General features: G+C 64.5%; 18 protein-coding genes. 12 read left to right on the top strand and 6 right to left on the bottom strand.

All coding sequences use genetic code 11. The annotated features are described in order from the left end of the window. Positions 1 to 93 precede the first annotated feature (93 nt). On the bottom strand, positions 94 to 744 hold the full coding sequence (locus DT070_RS18365; protein ID WP_122956699.1) for a LysE family transporter: 651 nt from the start codon (positions 742 to 744) through the stop codon (positions 94 to 96). 264 nt (positions 745 to 1,008) lie between these two features. On the opposite strand from DT070_RS18365, the gene DT070_RS18360 reads away from it, so the two are divergent. From DT070_RS18360 to DT070_RS18345, 4 genes are read left to right on the top strand one after another with little or no spacing between them, the layout of a single operon-like run. Next, the gene (locus DT070_RS18360; RefSeq protein WP_122956698.1) at positions 1,009 to 1,815 is read left to right on the top strand and encodes an ABC transporter permease; all 807 of its coding nucleotides are present in this window, start codon (positions 1,009 to 1,011) and stop codon (positions 1,813 to 1,815) included. A gap of 30 nt (positions 1,816 to 1,845) precedes the next feature. Further along, positions 1,846 to 2,877 (top strand): MlaD family protein, encoded by a 1,032-nt coding sequence (locus DT070_RS18355; protein WP_122956697.1) that lies wholly within the window; start codon positions 1,846 to 1,848, stop codon positions 2,875 to 2,877. Beyond that, the gene (locus DT070_RS18350) at positions 2,874 to 3,563 is read left to right on the top strand and encodes a hypothetical protein (RefSeq protein ID WP_122956696.1); all 690 of its coding nucleotides are present in this window, start codon (positions 2,874 to 2,876) and stop codon (positions 3,561 to 3,563) included. The genes DT070_RS18355 and DT070_RS18350 overlap by 4 nt, the downstream gene beginning before the upstream one ends. Before the next feature lie 10 nt (positions 3,564 to 3,573). Further along, positions 3,574 to 3,882 (top strand): hypothetical protein, encoded by a 309-nt coding sequence (locus DT070_RS18345; protein WP_122956695.1) that lies wholly within the window; start codon positions 3,574 to 3,576, stop codon positions 3,880 to 3,882. Between the two features lie 92 nt (positions 3,883 to 3,974). Here the strand turns inward: DT070_RS18345 and DT070_RS18340 are convergent, their stop codons facing one another. The 3 genes from DT070_RS18340 to DT070_RS18330 form a co-directional block, all read right to left on the bottom strand. Continuing rightward, the gene (locus tag DT070_RS18340; RefSeq protein WP_122956694.1) at positions 3,975 to 4,469 is read right to left on the bottom strand and encodes an SRPBCC domain-containing protein; all 495 of its coding nucleotides are present in this window, start codon (positions 4,467 to 4,469) and stop codon (positions 3,975 to 3,977) included. Continuing rightward, complete coding sequence (locus tag DT070_RS18335) at positions 4,456 to 4,854, bottom strand: helix-turn-helix transcriptional regulator (RefSeq protein WP_122956693.1); 399 nt, start codon at positions 4,852 to 4,854, stop codon at positions 4,456 to 4,458. The genes DT070_RS18340 and DT070_RS18335 overlap by 14 nt, the downstream gene beginning before the upstream one ends. A 95-nt stretch (positions 4,855 to 4,949) precedes the next feature. Beyond that, a complete protein-coding gene (locus tag DT070_RS18330) occupies positions 4,950 to 5,189 on the bottom strand; it encodes a hypothetical protein (RefSeq protein ID WP_122956692.1) in 240 nt (79 codons plus the stop codon). A 196-nt stretch (positions 5,190 to 5,385) separates the two neighbouring features. On the opposite strand from DT070_RS18330, the gene DT070_RS18325 reads away from it, so the two are divergent. Together DT070_RS18325 and DT070_RS18320 are read left to right on the top strand one after the other, a co-directional pair. Next, complete coding sequence (locus DT070_RS18325) at positions 5,386 to 5,844, top strand: nuclear transport factor 2 family protein (protein WP_122956691.1); 459 nt, start codon at positions 5,386 to 5,388, stop codon at positions 5,842 to 5,844. A gap of 23 nt (positions 5,845 to 5,867) precedes the next feature. Then, positions 5,868 to 6,326 carry a MerR family transcriptional regulator gene (locus tag DT070_RS18320; RefSeq protein ID WP_122956690.1) on the top strand — a complete coding sequence of 153 codons (459 nt, stop codon included), beginning with the start codon at positions 5,868 to 5,870 and terminating at the stop codon, positions 6,324 to 6,326. Here DT070_RS18320 and DT070_RS18315 read toward each other — a convergent pair. Further along, positions 6,323 to 6,883 (bottom strand): TetR/AcrR family transcriptional regulator, encoded by a 561-nt coding sequence (locus DT070_RS18315; RefSeq protein WP_122956689.1) that lies wholly within the window; start codon positions 6,881 to 6,883, stop codon positions 6,323 to 6,325. The genes DT070_RS18320 and DT070_RS18315 overlap by 4 nt on opposite strands. A gap of 113 nt (positions 6,884 to 6,996) precedes the next feature. On the opposite strand from DT070_RS18315, the gene DT070_RS18310 reads away from it, so the two are divergent. The 6 genes from DT070_RS18310 (at position 6,997) to DT070_RS18285 (ending at position 13,503) form a co-directional block, all read left to right on the top strand. Continuing rightward, positions 6,997 to 7,464 carry a nuclear transport factor 2 family protein gene (locus DT070_RS18310; protein ID WP_122956688.1) on the top strand — a complete coding sequence of 156 codons (468 nt, stop codon included), beginning with the start codon at positions 6,997 to 6,999 and terminating at the stop codon, positions 7,462 to 7,464. A gap of 110 nt (positions 7,465 to 7,574) precedes the next feature. Next, entirely contained in the window at positions 7,575 to 8,093 is a 519-nt protein-coding gene (locus DT070_RS18305) for a hypothetical protein (RefSeq protein WP_122956687.1), read from the top strand. Next, positions 8,090 to 9,355: an Hsp70 family protein gene (locus DT070_RS18300; protein ID WP_122956686.1), complete on the top strand. Its 1,266-nt coding sequence runs from the start codon at positions 8,090 to 8,092 to the stop codon at positions 9,353 to 9,355. The genes DT070_RS18305 and DT070_RS18300 overlap by 4 nt, the downstream gene beginning before the upstream one ends. 158 nt (positions 9,356 to 9,513) lie before the next feature. Next, positions 9,514 to 11,649 carry a TonB-dependent receptor gene (locus tag DT070_RS18295; protein ID WP_122957486.1) on the top strand — a complete coding sequence of 712 codons (2,136 nt, stop codon included), beginning with the start codon at positions 9,514 to 9,516 and terminating at the stop codon, positions 11,647 to 11,649. A gap of 193 nt (positions 11,650 to 11,842) precedes the next feature. Continuing rightward, the gene (locus DT070_RS18290) at positions 11,843 to 12,157 is read left to right on the top strand and encodes a helix-turn-helix transcriptional regulator (RefSeq protein ID WP_122956685.1); all 315 of its coding nucleotides are present in this window, start codon (positions 11,843 to 11,845) and stop codon (positions 12,155 to 12,157) included. Further along, a complete protein-coding gene (locus tag DT070_RS18285; protein ID WP_122956684.1) occupies positions 12,154 to 13,503 on the top strand; it encodes a type II toxin-antitoxin system HipA family toxin in 1,350 nt (449 codons plus the stop codon). Before DT070_RS18290 ends, DT070_RS18285 begins: the two co-directional genes overlap by 4 nt. On the opposite strand, the gene DT070_RS18280 is transcribed toward DT070_RS18285, so the two are convergent. Further along, complete coding sequence (locus tag DT070_RS18280) at positions 13,500 to 14,321, bottom strand: glutathione peroxidase (RefSeq protein ID WP_122956683.1); 822 nt, start codon at positions 14,319 to 14,321, stop codon at positions 13,500 to 13,502. The two genes, DT070_RS18285 and DT070_RS18280, sit on opposite strands and share 4 nt — an antisense overlap. Positions 14,322 to 14,502 lie beyond the last annotated feature (181 nt).

Genomic DNA, 14,502 nt, shown 5'->3' with positions numbered 1-14,502 from the left:
ACAAGCGTTTTATAAGAAATTTAGGCCTCTAGCCCTTGATGGGTATGGGCATGCTGCTATATTTTTAGTAGCAACATGCCAGGCCCCGGCCGCCTAATGCGCCGCCGCGTGGCTGCGCTTGACGAAAAAGAGACCCGCTCCCACCGCCATCAGCATGCCGCCGAAGACCCGGTTTTGCAGCCGCACGGCGCGCGCGTTGTTGAACAGCTTTTGCAGGCGGCTGGCCGCAAACGCATAGCCGTGCATCACCACGGTGTCGACCGCCACGGTCGTCAACGCCATCACCAGCAGCTGCGGCCACAGCGGGCGCGTGGGGCTGATGAACTGCGGCAGCACCGCCACCATGAAGAGGATGCCCTTGGGATTCGTCACGTTGGTGAGCAGGCCGGTGAGGAAGCGCCGTTTGACCGACAAGCCGTTGGCATCCGCCAGGTTTTCGCCGCCTTCCGGTGCAATGCCGTTTGCCGAGCGCCACTGCGCCCAGCCGATGTAAATGAGATAGCCGGCGCCCAACACCTTCACCACATTGAAGGCCAGCTCCGACGCTATCAGCAGCGAACCCACACCCGCACCCGCCACCAGCAGGATGATGACCAGCCCGAGCTGCAGCCCGGCAATGGTGGCGCGCGTGCGCTGCATGCCGTAGCTCAGGCCGTGGCTCATGGCCAGCACGGCGCCCGAGCCGGGTGACAGCGCGATGAGGATGGAAGCGAGGAAGTAGGCGGTCCAGGTGTCGATGGCCATGGTGAAGCAGGGTAGAGATGAAGAAAGAGGCGGGTGGTGATGGGGGCAGGGTGCGAGCCCCAATGCTGTTCGTTTAAGGCCGTTCGCCCTGAGGTATCGAAGGGCTGTCGGAGAGGGCTTCGATACGCCGTCAGGCGTACCTTGTCCTGAGCCTGTCGAAGGGTCAGCCCGAACGGTTTCTCGAGCAGTATTGGAACAAGCCAAGCTTTTCAAAACGCCTGCCATCCTACATGGACAACGATAGCCCGCAGTTATCATGCCCGGATGGCTTCAACAGCATCACACTGGCACGGCCGCCTCGCCAAAACAGGCCGCGACGCCCAGCACTGGCTGATCGAATGGTGGCGCCTGGTCAACCTCGGCGCGATCATCCTGGTGCTGACGCTTTCGCCGTCCAGCTACAGCCCGCAAAACCGCGCAATTCTGTCGCGCCACATCTACATCAACACCGCGCCCATCCTGCTGGGTTTTACCTTGCTGTGTGCGTTGGTCACGGTGGTGCTGACGCGCATCGTGCTGGTAACGGCGCTCAGCTACGGGCTGTCGCAATACGCGCTGCAGGTCGTCATCCGCGTGCTGGTGCTGGAGCTGATTCCGCTGACGGCGGCGCTGTTTGTGGCGCTGCGCTGCACCATCCCTGACGGCGCGGAACTCACGGCCATGCAGGCCAGCGGCGAGCTCGACGAGATGCGCGAGCGCGGCGTGGAGCCGGTGCGGCGAGAGGTGCTGCCGCGCGTGGTGGCGGGCATGTTCTCGGGCATCACGCTGGCGGCGCTCAGCTGCGTGGTGGCGCTGGTGGTGGCCTATGTGGCGACCTACGGCTTTAGCGTGTCAGGCCTGGCGGCCTACACCCGGCTGTTCGGCCAGGTCTTCAGCCCGTCCGTCACGCTGATCTTTGTGCTGAAAACCCTGTTCTTCTGCCTGGCCGTGTCGCTGATCCCCATGGCCTCGGCGCTCTACGGCATGGGCGAGGCCAGCGTCCGCACCAGCGCCGAGATGCGCGGCCTGGTGCGCATGTTCGCTGTGCTGCTGCTGATTGAAGTGGCTTCGCTGGTCGGCAACTACTATTGACCTCCTCAAAAAATACCAAAAACAATACCCATGAGATCACCCCACGACCCCTCACCGCAATCGCCGGAGCACGACCGGCCGGACCCGCTCCAGCCGGCGCGCGAGACCGAATCCTCGCCGGCGGAAATCGCCAGCCTGGAGTTCAAGGCGCGGCTGCTGCTGATCTTCATGCTGGTGCTGGTGATCGGCTCGGCGCTGTATGTGATGTATGCGCGCGGCGCGTTTGAATCCACCCAGCGCCTGGTGCTGATCGCCGACGACTCCGAAGGCGTGGTGGTCGGCATGGACCTGACCTTTTCCGGCTTTCCAATAGGCCGTGTCAAACGCATCGAACTGGCCAGCGACGGCAAGGCCCGCATCCTGGTCGACGTGGCTTCCAAGGATGCACACTGGCTGCGCACCACCAGCGTGTTCACGCTCGTGAAGGGCCTGGTGGGCGGCACCAACATTCGCGCCTACACCGGGCTGCTGAACGACCCGCCGCTGCCCGACGGCGCCGAGCGCACCGTGCTGCTGGGCGACGCGGCGGGCGAGGTGCCCAAAGTGATTGCCGCCGCCAAGGACCTGATCGAAAACCTCAACACCCTCACCGGCAGCGGTGGCGCGGTGGGCGCCAGCCTGGCCAATTTGCAGACGCTGACCGAGCGCCTGAACGGCCCGGGCGGCGCGCTCACTGTGCTGCTGGGCAGCGAGGCCGAGGCCAAGAAGTTTGCCGCCACGCTGGAGCGCACCAACTCCCTGCTCACCAAACTCGACGGGCTGGCCGCCAAGACCGATACGCAGGTATTTGGCGACAAAGGCCTGATGCCCGAGACGCGCGCGACCGTCGTGCAGCTCAATGCCATGCTGGGAGAGGCCCGCACCAGCCTCAAGAAAGTCGATGCACTGCTGCAGGACGCCCAGGCCGTCACCCGCAACGCCAAAGACGCCACCGACGACCTGGGCGCGCTGCGCGCCGATGTGGAGGCCAGCCTGCGCAAGGTCGAAGGCCTGATCAACGAGATCAGCCGCAAATGGCCTTTTGCCAAGGATGCGCGTGATGCGGAGATGAAGCTGCCATGAAGACCGCTGTCATCAAACTCATCTTGCCTATGGTTGCAGCCGCTGTGCTGGCCGCCTGCGCCGGCGGCCCGCAACCGCCTGACTGGCAGCTTGAAGCCAAAGGTTCGATGGACCGCTCCGTCGCCGCCTACATGGAGGGCAACAGCCGTGTCGAGATGGCCGAGCTGGAGCGCGCACGCACCCAGCTCACGCGCTCGGGCCGCGCCGACCTGCTGGCCACGGCCGAGCTGCTGCACTGCGCCACCCGCGTGGCCAGCCTGGTGTTCGATGAGCCCTGCGCCGCGTTTGAAAAACTGCGGCCCGATGCCACCGACGCCCAGCGCGCCTACGCTGATTATTTGAAGGGCCAGGTGCAGCCGGCAGGCATTGCACTGCTGCCCGAATCGCAACGCGCCGCCGCTGCGGGCAATGCGGGCGCGCTGCAGGGCATTGCCGATCCGCTGTCGAGGCTCGTGGCTGCCGGCGTGATGCTGCAAACCAACAAGGCCAGCCCGGACGTGATCGCGCAGGCGATCGACACCGCATCAGACAAGGGCTGGCGCAGGCCCTTGCTGGCTTGGCTGGGCGTGCAGTTGCGCCGTGCCGAGCAGGCCGGCGACACGCAGGCCGCCGAGCGGCTGCGCCGCCGCATCGAGTTGACGCAAGGCACATCGGCAGCGGCACGGCCCCCGGTCACCAAGCCATGAAGGACGCGTTGTGAGTTACCGCTTGAGGCTGTATGCCTATGAAGACGCCTCCGAGGGCGAGCTGAAGGCGGCGGAGCAGCGCTTCAGGGCCGCGCTGGACGAAGCGCTGGGCCATGAAAGCCTGGTGCTGCCGGTCTACACCGCCTACATGCGGCTGGTCGGCATCTATGGCGATTCACCGGCCGAAGATGTGCTGTCCAGCGACGAGCTTGAAATCTTCACTCAGTGGCAGGCGGCCGAGCTGGCCGCCACCACCGCCGCGCTGGGGCCGCACCGCTATATGGGTGATGCGCAGTTCGAGATCCGCCCGGCCTATTGATGTTCCACGAGGGATGACACCACACCGTTCGGGCTGAGCTTGTCGAAGCCCTTCGACGAGCTCAGGGCGAACGGTAGTGATGGCTCAGGCATTCACACTTTGAGATAGCTGGCCAGCTGGTCCAGCGTGCCGCCGTAGCCTTGCTCCAGCGAGGGCTTCAGCTCTTCAAAGTACTGGCGCTCCGCCGCGGATTCGCCGAAGGGCAGGGCGCGCAATGAGACGGTCGTCACACCGTCTTTTTCGGTGAAGGTCGCCGTGTTTTCAATCTCCATCGGGCAGACCTCGCTGAAGGGCGCACGCGCAATGCCGCACGCTGCGTTGGCAAATGAGTTGAGCCAGACGATGCGCTCGCCTTCAATGATCTCGCGGTAGTTGAAGCGGCCCCACCACGTGGGTGCGCCGTCGAACTTCATCGCATAGTGAAAAAAGCCGCCGGGCCTGAACTCAAAACGCAAGGCGTCGAGGGTGCAGCCCTTGGGCCCCCACCATTGCTGCAGCGAAGCGGCGTCGCTCCAGGCTTGCCAGACGCGCTCGCGCGGCGCCTTGAAGACGCGTGTGATGAAGAAGGGGGCGTTATTTGAGGACATGTTTTTTTCCTTTCGTGGACGGTGGGGTGGCGTTTGGAATGGCGGTCGGCAAAGGCGGCGGCGCGGTGGACTGCAGGAAGGTGTCGAGCTTGTCGAAGCTTTCTTCCCAGATATTGCGGTACAGATCCACCCAGCCGGCGACCTGCCTGAGCGGCGCCGCTTCCAGCCGGCACGGCCTGGTTTGCGCCGCGCGCCCGCGCGAGATCAAACCCGCCCGCTCCAGCACTTTGAGGTGCTTGGAGATGGACGGCTGGCTCATGTTGAAGGGCGCGGCCAGCTCATTGACGGTGGCTTCGCCGGACGCCAGCCGGGCCACGATGGCGCGCCGGGTCGGGTCTGCCAGGGCGGCGAAGGCCTGGTTGAGGGTGTCTGGAGAGGTGTTCATTTTCCTGTTTGGTTATATAGCCATGTAGCTATATTAAGCCGGGCATTGCGCACTGTCAACTACTGCAGTGACTGATCAGGGGAGGGAAGAAACGCTCAGGGCGAGCGGCTCAGCCGTGGAGAAGCCAGCGCCACGAGCTGGTCGGCAATCGCGACATCGACGGCCTTGAGCTGCTTGAGCAGTTGCGCTTTTTCCAGCGCGGCATGCAGTTGCTGCAAATCCTTGCTGCTGGTGGTGGCCTTGATCTGGGCCAGCGCCGCCGGCGTGTTGCCGGTTTTCAGCACGGCCAGCATTTTTGTCACCCATTCGCTGTTGGCAGGTCTTTTCTGGTTCATGGTGGCATTGTAGGGTTGTGAGGTGTTTGCTATCAAAAAAGGAGCGAATAGCCTATGCGGGTATTGGGCTGGAGGCCAATTTGGTGCTCAATCTGATGAATCTGCAACAGGGGCTTGACCTTGAGTGCACTCAAGGATTTTTAATCGCCCCAAGCCTTGCACGATGCCGGGCTCCAACACCTCACGGAGATTGAACATGAACGCAGCTTCCGCCACCACTACCACCACCGACATCACAAACGCCAACCGCCAGCGCCTGCAGCACATCATGGCCGAGCTGGACAAAGGCAACGGCAAGCCTTTTGTCGACGCCATGGCCGACGACTTTTGCTGGACCATCCCCGGCGACACCCCGTGGTCGCGCAGCTACCGCGGCAAGCAGGCCGTCGTCAGTGAGCTGCTGCAACCGCTGTATGCCCAGTTCGTTCTCCCTTACATCAGCACCACGCGCAGCATCCTGGCCGACGGCGACAGGGTGGTGGTCGAGTTCGAGGGAAAGGTCACCACCAAGGCTGGCAAGGCCTATAACAACCGGTATTGCTATGTCTTTCGCATGGAAGGCGGGCAGATGAAGGAGTTGATGGAATACCTGGACACCGCATTGGTGCTGGAGGCGTTGGAAGCTCCTCCCGCCGTGGCCGCGCTTGCGGCCTGAGCCGCAACTTCCTACAGTCGGGCATGGCTGAAAACTTTCTGATCGGGCAACTCGCCGCGCGTACCGGGCGCAGCGTGCACACCATTCGCTGGTATGAGGCGCAAGGCCTGATCCCCGGCGTGGCGCGCGACAGCGGCCGCCGCCGCGTGTATGGCGAGCTCCACATCAACTGGCTCGACCTGATGGACCGCCTGCGCCGCACCGGCATGTCGATTGCCGAAATGCGCGAGTACACCGAGCTGGTGAAGCAAGGCAGCAGCACGCTGGCCAAACGGCAGGCGCTGCTCGCGGCGCACCGCGAGCAGGTCAAGGCCATGATTGGCGAGTGGCAGCAGGCGCTCACGCTGCTCAACACCAAGATCGATTTTTACGACGAGTGGGTGGCCTCGGGCAAGCGCCCGGCGGTGAAGTCGGTGAAAGATGTGAAGGCCGTAGCGCGCACGGGCGGCGCGCCTGGGCAGCGCCGGCCTGCCAAGGTTTAGGCGGGCACCTCAAGCGCGTCCAGCAGCAGCAGCAGCCCGGCCAATGCGGCTTCAGAGCCCTGCATCTGCGCCCGCACGATGGCGCCATCTACGGCCAATGCCGCCGCGCCGGCAAGCGCCTGCTGGCGCACGCCGGCAGGCAGCAAACCGGCAATCACCTGCTGCATGTCCTGCTTGTGGCTTTGCACGATGCCGGCCACGCCAGGAACTGCGGAGCCCACCTCGGCGATGGCATTGATGAAAGCGCAGCCGCGAAACAGCGGGTCGGCAAACCATTCGCCCAGCGCCGGCACCAGCGGCGCCAGGCCGCCACCCGCCACAGCGCCGTGCCGCCCCAGCGCATCGACAAACCAGGCCATCCAGCGCTCATGGCGGTAGTCGAGGAAGGTGCGGATCAGCTCGTCCTTGCTGGCAAAGCACCGGTAGAAGGTGAGCTTGGCGACACCCGACTCGGCAATGATGCGGTCTATGCCGGTGGCGCGCAGGCCGTCGCGGTAAAAAAGGTCGTGCGCGGTGAGCAGGATGCGCTCGCGCGGGGAGGGGGCAGGGATGTCCATGGACGAGATTTTAGGTGGAGTAGACAGGCCTGTCTACTTGTGCCAGAATTTCTACGTGTAGACAGACTTGTCTACCAAAATCACCGCCTTCAAATTTCATCAAAGGACATCGCATGGAAACCCGGCCACCCCTTCCGCCTTTCACCCTTGAGACTGCCGCCCAGAAAGTCCGCGCCGCCGAAGACGGCTGGAACACGCGCGAGCCGCAGCGCGTGTCCATGGCCTACACCGCGCAAAGCCGCTGGCGCAACCGCGCCGAATTTGTCACCGGCCGCGAAGAAATAGCCGGCCTGCTGTCGCGCAAATGGGCGCGCGAGCTCGACTACCGCCTCATCAAGGAGCTGTGGGCCTTTGGCGGCAACCGGATTGCCGTGCGTTTTGCCTACGAATGGCATGACGACGCCGGCAACTGGTTTCGCTCCTACGGCAACGAGAACTGGGAGTTCGACGAAAACGGCCTGATGGCGGTGCGCCACGCCAGCATCAACGACCTGCCCATCAAGGCGGCCGACCGCAAGTTTCACTGGCCGCTGGGGCGCAGGCCCGAAGATCACCCGAGCCTGAGCGACCTCGGCTTGTGACGGGATGGGGGAGGGGTTGTAAAATCCGCTCCCCTCTGCGCGCCATGTGGTGCGTGACCCGAATTTGCCCCCGGCCTGTAACCGGGGCGCCCCACCCGAGTGACTGCGTTTTGACTGACTCCCACACCCCGCCGGCCGGCCTGGCCGATGAATCCCCCAACGACACGCCCATCCAGGAGCCGCGGCTTTGGTGCGGCGACGGCTGGACGGCCAAGGTCATCAAGAACGAGGACGACGACGGTTGGGCGGTGGCGATGATCAAGGACGGCGAGCCCGAGCCCGCACTGGTCGGCCCCTGGACCATGGGCCGCGACAAGAAGAACCCCAAGCCGCTGGACGGCCCGGCCTTCAGCACGTTGGTGAAAACCGCGTCGGAGTTTGTGCGCCGCCATGAGCAGCAACTGCATGCCACGTTGCACCAGAGCATTGCAGTGACGGCCAATGAGGTGCGCGTCACCGTTTCGCTCGACATCGTTCCGGACGAAGACAACCCGCACGGCCTGCTCAGCGCCGCTGACGAAGCGGGTGAGGAGCTCGCGCAGGTCCGCGTGGCGCCGTCCTTCAAGCTCAACCGTGCCAGCGCCGTGGCGTGGGCTGAAAGCGGCTTCGCCAAGCCGGCAGGGCGGTGAGCGCCCCCCGCGCCTGCGGGATCGACTTCGGCACGTCCAACTCCACGGCAGGCTGGAGCCGGCCGGGGCTTCCCGCACTTCCTGCGTTGTTGCCGCTTGAAGGCGGAAAGCCCACGCTGCCTTCTGTCGTGTTCTTCCATGCCGAGGACGAGCATGTGAGCTACGGCCGCGCCGCGCTGGCCGACTACCTGGCGGGCTACGAAGGGCGGCTGATGCGCTCGCTCAAAAGCCTGCTCGGCACCTCCATGATTGACGACCACACCGAAGTCGCCGGCCGCGCGCTGCCGTTTCGCGATTTGCTGGCGCAGTTCATCGGCGAGCTCAAGCACCGTGCCGAAAAAGCTGCCGACCAGCCTTTTACGCAAGCGGTGCTGGGCCGCCCAGTGTTTTTCGTGGATGACGATGCGGCCGCCGACAAGAAAGCTGAAAACACACTGGCCGAAATCGCGCATGCGGTCGGCCTCAAAGACATTGCCTTCCAGTACGAACCGATCGCCGCGGCGTTTGACTACGAGTCGCAGATCCGGCGCGAAGAACTGGTGCTCGTGGTCGACATCGGCGGCGGCACCTCGGACTTTGCGCTCGTGCGTCTGTCGCCCGAGCGCGCGCGCAAGGCTGAGCGCCGTGACGACATCCTGGCCAGCGGCGGTGTGCACATAGGCGGCACCGACTTCGACAAATACCTGAGCCTGGCCAGCGTGATGCCCACGCTGGGCCTGGGCAGCAAGCTGCAGAGCGGGCTGGAGGTGCCCTCGGCCCAGTACTTCAACCTGGCGACCTGGCACACCATCAACCAGGTCTACAGCAAAAAATCGTGGACGCAGATCAGCGACATCCGGCGCAGTGCGGTCGACAAGGACAAGCTGGACCGCCTGCAGAACCTCGTGCGTGAGCGCGCGGGCCACTGGCTGGCCATGCAGGTCGAGGCGGCCAAGATCGCGTTGTCTGACGCGCCGCAAACCACCATGGACCTGGGCCGCATCGCGCCGGGTGAGACTCTCACCTTGCACCGGCCTGATTTCGACGCGGCCATCAGCGAGCTGGTCGGCACGGTGTCGCGCACCGTTGTGGCGCTGCTCAAAGATGCGGGCGTAAATGTCGGCGACATCGACACCGTGTTTTTCACCGGTGGCTCCAGCGGCGTGCCTTTGCTGCGCGAGCAGATCTCCGCCTTGCTGCCGCAGGCGCGCAGCGTGGAAGGTGACCGTTTCGGCAGCATCGGCGCGGGGCTGGCGCTGGATGCGGTGCGCAAGTTCGGCTGAACCTGCGCACATGGTTTTACTCCCTCTCCCAGAGGGAGAGGGAGTAAGAAGGGCGCCTCCTTTTGCGGCATCGGCCTACAGCCTTGCGGTGGCAAGGGCGGCATCGGCAAGCTACGATGGCTTGGCCTTTTCCGTTGCCCACCAACCCTGCCGCCTTCATGCCCCTTCCATTCACGAAGCCTGTTCCGCTGGCGATGATGCTGGCCTTGTTGCCGTGGCCGGCAAGCGACGCGCAAGCCCAATCCCTCACACCCGTCACCGTAACCGCCACCCGCACCGAGCTGCCACCTTTTGACGTGCCCGCCTCCGTCGACGTGCTGGACGGCGAGCGGCTTCGCGCCGACGGCCGCGCGCAACTCAACCTTTCCGAAAGCCTGTCGCTCACGCCCGGCGTGCTGGCCCGTGACCGGCAAAACCAGGCACAGGACCTGCAACTCTCGGTGCGCGGCTTTGGCGCGCGCTCTACCTTCGGCGTGCGCGGTGTGCGCATCTATGTCGACGGCATTCCGGCCACCATGCCGGACGGGCAGGGGCAGCTCTCGCACATAGACCTCGGCTCGGTGGGCCGGGTCGAGGTGCTGCGCGGGCCGTTTTCCGCGCTGTACGGCAATTCGTCGGGCGGCGTGGTTCAGGTGTTTACCGAGGAGGGCCGCGGCCGGCCCGTCGTCACGCCCAGCGCCGCGTGGGGCAGTGACGGTTTTTACAGGGGCGGCGTCAAAGCTGCGGGGGGCATCGGGCCGTTCGGCTACGCACTGAACGCCAGCCGCATTGCCGGCGGCGGCTTTCGTGCCCATAGCGCGTCAGAGCGCGACCTGGCCAACGCCCGCCTGGACTGGCAACTGCTTTCCGGCGGGCAGCTCACCCTGGTCGCCAACCACCTCGATGCGCGCGCCGACGACCCGCTGGGCCTGAACCGCAACCAGTTCGACACCGCACCGCAAAGCGCCGACCCGTCAGCCACCCAGTTCAACACCCGCAAGACGGTGCGACAGACCCAGGCCGGACTGGTGTACGAGGAACCTTTGGGCGGCGGCAACCGCCTGCGCGCCATGGTCTACCAGGGCCAGCGCGCCACCGTGCAGTACCAGGCAATTCCGGTGGCGGTGCAGGCCAGCCCGTTGCATCCCGGCGGCGTGATTGATCTGGACAGAAATTACGGCGGCGCCGATGTGCGCCTGACCCTGCAGGCGCACCTGGCCCAGTTGCCGCTGGAGCTGGTGACGGGCCTGGCCTATGACACGCTGCGCGAGCACCGCCGGGGTTTTCAAAACTTCAGCGGCGCCACCCTGGGCGTGCAGGGCGCTCTGCGCCGCGATGAAGTCAACCGCGCCAGCAGCCTGGACCCGTACGCGCAGGCCAGCCTCAAGCTATCGCCGCAGTGGACATTGCACGCCGGCCTGCGCCGCAGCACGGTGCGCTTTGAATCGGCCGACCAGTATGTGGCCGGGCCCAACGGCAATGACAGCGGCAGCGCGCGCTACAGCGCGACCTTGCCGGTGGCCGGCGTGATGTACGCGCCGTCGAAAGACCTGCGCTTTTACGCCACGGCCGGCAAGGGGTTTGAAACGCCGACGCTCAATGAGACGGCTTACCGCGCCGACGGCTCCACCGGCCTCAACCTGGGCTTGAGGCCTTCGCGCAGCAACAACGTCGAAGCCGGCGTGAAAGGGCGCACGCCGGCAGGCAACCCGACTCGCGTGGAGTGGAGCGCCGCCCTGTTCAACACCGCCACACAGGACGAGATCGTCACCCAGACCAATGTCGGCGGGCGCAGCACTTTTCAAAACGCCGGCGCCACCCGCCGCCGCGGGCTGGAGCTGGCCGGCAGCCTGGCTATGCCGGGCGACTGGCTGGTGCAGGCGTCCTACACCCGGCTGGACGCGCGTTACCGCGACGCCTTCCTCACCTGCGCGGCCACGCCCTGCGCCGTGCCCAACGTGGCGGTGCCGGCGGGCAACCGCATTCCGGGGCTGGCGCGTACAGCGCTGGCGGTAGAGGCCGGCTGGCGCCCGGCGCGTGGATGGCGCGGCGGTGTGGAGGCACGCTACCTGGGCAGCGTGGCCGTGAACGACCTCAACTCGGATACGGCCGCTTCGTTTGTGACGGCGGCGGCGCATGTGGGGTATGCGGTAGAGGCCGCCGGCTGGAAAGTGCTTGCCAGCGCACGGCTGGACAACCTGTTCGACAAAAAGTACGCCGGCTCCGTCATCGTCAATGAGGGCAATGGCCGTTACTTTGAGCCTGCCGCCGGGCGAAGCTGGCTGCTGTCGCTGTCGGGCAGCTACGCGTTTTAGGGTCGCATTTCAGGAATGCTTTTGGAGGAGGGCGTTTGCCGCCCATCACCACCATGCCTTGGTGTTAATCGATATTAAACTATCTCATTTAGCAAAAAAGATAGTTCAATATTGATTTTCAAGCTTGATATAGATAAAATACTATCGATTTCATGAAAATCGATACTTATTTATACTTCTCTTTTATTTCTGTATGAAAACCCTTTCTGACATGGCCACCCGCCTGGAAGAAGAACGGCGGCGGCTGGGACTGGACTACCAGGCCCTGGCTGAGCGCACAGGCCTCACGCCCCTATCGGTGCGCGGCGTTTTGCAGGGCCGCACCGCGCCGCGCATCACCACATTGATGGCGATTGCCGACCAGCTTGGGCTGGAGGTGCTGCTGCTGCCCAAGGTGGTGGCGTCCGGCTTGCAGGCGCATACCGCCGAAGAACCCCCGCCGCCTGCGCTGTCGCGGGTGGACCGCATCGTGGCTGAGACCTCGCAACTCGCCGGGCTTAAGCCATGAACGTCCTGGCGCTCGACATCTACATCGGCCCTTTGCGCGCCGGGCTGCTGTTCCAGTACGGCACGGGCAGCACCGCCATCACGCGTTTGATTCCCGACGAGGCCTTCTGGTCCAACCCGGCCTCGCCGGTGTTCTCATGGGCCGCGACGGATGACGACGCCCAGCGCCGCGAGATTTTCTGGCGCAGTTACGTGAACACGCCGTTCTTCAATGCCGAAGGCGGCCGCCTGCCGGCCTTCTTTCAAAACCTGTTGCCCGAAGGGCCGCTGCGCCGCCACCTCGAGCAACTGCGCGGCTGCGGCCCCAACGACCATTTCGACATGCTGGCCGCCTGCGGCACCGACTTGCCGGGCAACGTCTATGCCTACCCCGCGCACCTCGACGCCCAGGCGCTGGCCGGCGTGGTGACCCAGCACCACGACGCACTCGAGATGTCCGTCACCGCCGACCCGTTGCCCGATGCGACCTCACTGTCAGGCGTGCAGCCCAAGCTGGCGCTGGTGCAGCAGCAGGGGCGCTACGTGGCACGCACGCGGGATGCCAGGGGCACGCACATCATTGCCAAGCTGCCCACGGCTGAATTTGCGCTGTTGCCCGAAGTCGAAGAGTTGTCTTTGCGCCTGGCCCGGGCCGCCGGGGTGACGGTGTGCGAGGCCTGGCTGGCGCCGCTGGACGAGATCGTCGCCGAGCAGCCCTTTGTGCTGGGCGAGAGCCGGCAGTTCCTGGCCGTCAAACGTTTTGACCGCGGGCCTGAAGGCCACATCCACTGCGAAGACTTTGCGCAGATCCTGCGCATCCAGCCCGAAGAAAAATACACCCACCCGGCCGCCAGTTACGCGGCCATGGCGCGCACCCTGCGCGAAGGCATGAGCTTGCCGGCGCAAGAGGGCGAGGGCGCGGCCGAAGAGCTGATACGCCGCGTGATGGTCAATGAAATGCTGGGCAACTACGACGCACATGTGAAGAACTTCGGTGTGCTCTACCGCGATGGGCGTACGCCCGCGTTGTCTCCCGCCTATGACGTGGTGGCCTACGCGGCCTACCTGGGGGGGCGAGGGCACGCGCTGCGGTTTGTGCCCGGCGGCGAGAAGCAGGCGCGGCTGAACGCGCAAACCTTGCGCAGCTTCTGCAATGCCACCGGCATGTTTGAAACGCGCGTGCGCGGCGTGCTCAATGAGGCAGTGGGCAAAGCCTGCGAATCATGGCCGCGGATGATTGCCGACAGCCAACTGCTCGAGCGGCAAAAGCAGAACCTGCTCAAACACTTTGAGGCCTGCGATGCGGTGGTCAGCTGGCGTGCGCGGCGTGCTGCCGGCGCCAAACGCAGGGCACTGGCTGGAGGCTAATCAAGAAACTGGTGCGGCAATGGTTGCGCCTCGGTTTGGCTTGATGCCCCTGATGCACCCGATAAACTCGCACCGTCTCCCGATCTTGTCTCTGCCAGCCAGGTCTGTAAGTCTTCCGACCCACCGATTTTTTTCCCGTCGATAAACACTTGCGGCGCCGTTCCCGCGCCCGCCACCGCCTGCAAGGTCCTGGTCGTAATGCCATGGCCCAAGGTAATCTCCTCGTAGCTGAGACCTGCCTCTTCCAGCAGGGCCTTGGCTTTAGCGCAAAACGGGCAACCCTGTTTGGTGAAGATAGTCACCGGCTCAGGCGCTTTTGCATCAGGCGCGACGTACTTGAGCATGGTGTCGGCGTCCGAGACCTCAAACGGGTCGCCTTCTTTTTCGGGTTCGATAAACATCTTCTCGACCACGCCGTCCCGCACCAGCATCGAATAACGCCACGAGCGCTTGCCGAAGCCCAGGTCGCTCTTGTCGACCAGCATGCCCATGCCGCGGGTGAAGTCGCCGTTGCCGTCCGGGATCAGCGTGATGTTGCCGGCCTCCTGCGCCTTGCCCCATTCGTTCATCACAAACGCATCGTTCACTGAAAAGCACACCACGTCGTCAATGCCGTTGGCCTTGAAGGTGTTGGCCAGTTCGTTAAAGCGCGGCAGGTGGGTGGACGAGCAGGTCGGCGTGTAGGCGCCGGGCAGGGAAAACACCACGACGTTTTTGCCGGCAAAGATGTCGGCGGTTTTGAGCTCGACCCACTGGTCGTCCTTGCGGGTTTTGAAGCTGACGTCCGGGACGCGTTGTCCCTCGTTGTTGGAGAGCATGGGAAATCCTTGAGAGTCCTTGGGATGGTCATTCATTGTGGGGACCGCCGCCTGCGCGGTGCTGTCGGACAGCGACGACATCGGTGTAAGGCTTCACCACCAGCGGGCGGTTTGGGCAGGCCGCAAACGCGCCTGGCACGATGCTTGAATGGCTGTTTGAATGACTCTTTGAATGACTCTT

The sequence above is a fragment of the Polaromonas sp. SP1 genome (assembly GCF_003711205.1).
Taxonomy (GTDB): domain Bacteria; phylum Pseudomonadota; class Gammaproteobacteria; order Burkholderiales; family Burkholderiaceae_C; genus Polaromonas.
Note: the sequence above shows the minus strand (reverse complement) of the source record. Positions and strands in the feature narration are given on the sequence as shown.

Excerpts from the sequence above, each read along its gene's own strand:
- DT070_RS18365 (WP_122956699.1), bottom strand. The coding sequence starts at position 744 with ATGGCCATCGACACCTGGACCGCCTACTTCCTCGCTTCCATCCTCATC.
- DT070_RS18360 (WP_122956698.1), top strand. The coding sequence starts at position 1,009 with ATGGCTTCAACAGCATCACACTGGCACGGCCGCCTCGCCAAAACAGGC.
- DT070_RS18355 (WP_122956697.1), top strand. The coding sequence starts at position 1,846 with ATGAGATCACCCCACGACCCCTCACCGCAATCGCCGGAGCACGACCGG.
- DT070_RS18350 (WP_122956696.1), top strand. The coding sequence starts at position 2,874 with ATGAAGACCGCTGTCATCAAACTCATCTTGCCTATGGTTGCAGCCGCT.
- DT070_RS18340 (WP_122956694.1), bottom strand. The coding sequence starts at position 4,469 with ATGTCCTCAAATAACGCCCCCTTCTTCATCACACGCGTCTTCAAGGCG.
- DT070_RS18335 (WP_122956693.1), bottom strand. The coding sequence starts at position 4,854 with ATGAACACCTCTCCAGACACCCTCAACCAGGCCTTCGCCGCCCTGGCA.
- DT070_RS18330 (WP_122956692.1), bottom strand. The coding sequence starts at position 5,189 with ATGAACCAGAAAAGACCTGCCAACAGCGAATGGGTGACAAAAATGCTG.
- DT070_RS18325 (WP_122956691.1), top strand. The coding sequence starts at position 5,386 with ATGAACGCAGCTTCCGCCACCACTACCACCACCGACATCACAAACGCC.
- DT070_RS18320 (WP_122956690.1), top strand. The coding sequence starts at position 5,868 with ATGGCTGAAAACTTTCTGATCGGGCAACTCGCCGCGCGTACCGGGCGC.
- DT070_RS18315 (WP_122956689.1), bottom strand. The coding sequence starts at position 6,883 with ATGGACATCCCTGCCCCCTCCCCGCGCGAGCGCATCCTGCTCACCGCG.
- DT070_RS18310 (WP_122956688.1), top strand. The coding sequence starts at position 6,997 with ATGGAAACCCGGCCACCCCTTCCGCCTTTCACCCTTGAGACTGCCGCC.
- DT070_RS18295 (WP_122957486.1), top strand. The coding sequence starts at position 9,514 with ATGCCCCTTCCATTCACGAAGCCTGTTCCGCTGGCGATGATGCTGGCC.
- DT070_RS18290 (WP_122956685.1), top strand. The coding sequence starts at position 11,843 with ATGAAAACCCTTTCTGACATGGCCACCCGCCTGGAAGAAGAACGGCGG.
- DT070_RS18285 (WP_122956684.1), top strand. The coding sequence starts at position 12,154 with ATGAACGTCCTGGCGCTCGACATCTACATCGGCCCTTTGCGCGCCGGG.
- DT070_RS18280 (WP_122956683.1), bottom strand. The coding sequence starts at position 14,321 with ATGCTCTCCAACAACGAGGGACAACGCGTCCCGGACGTCAGCTTCAAA.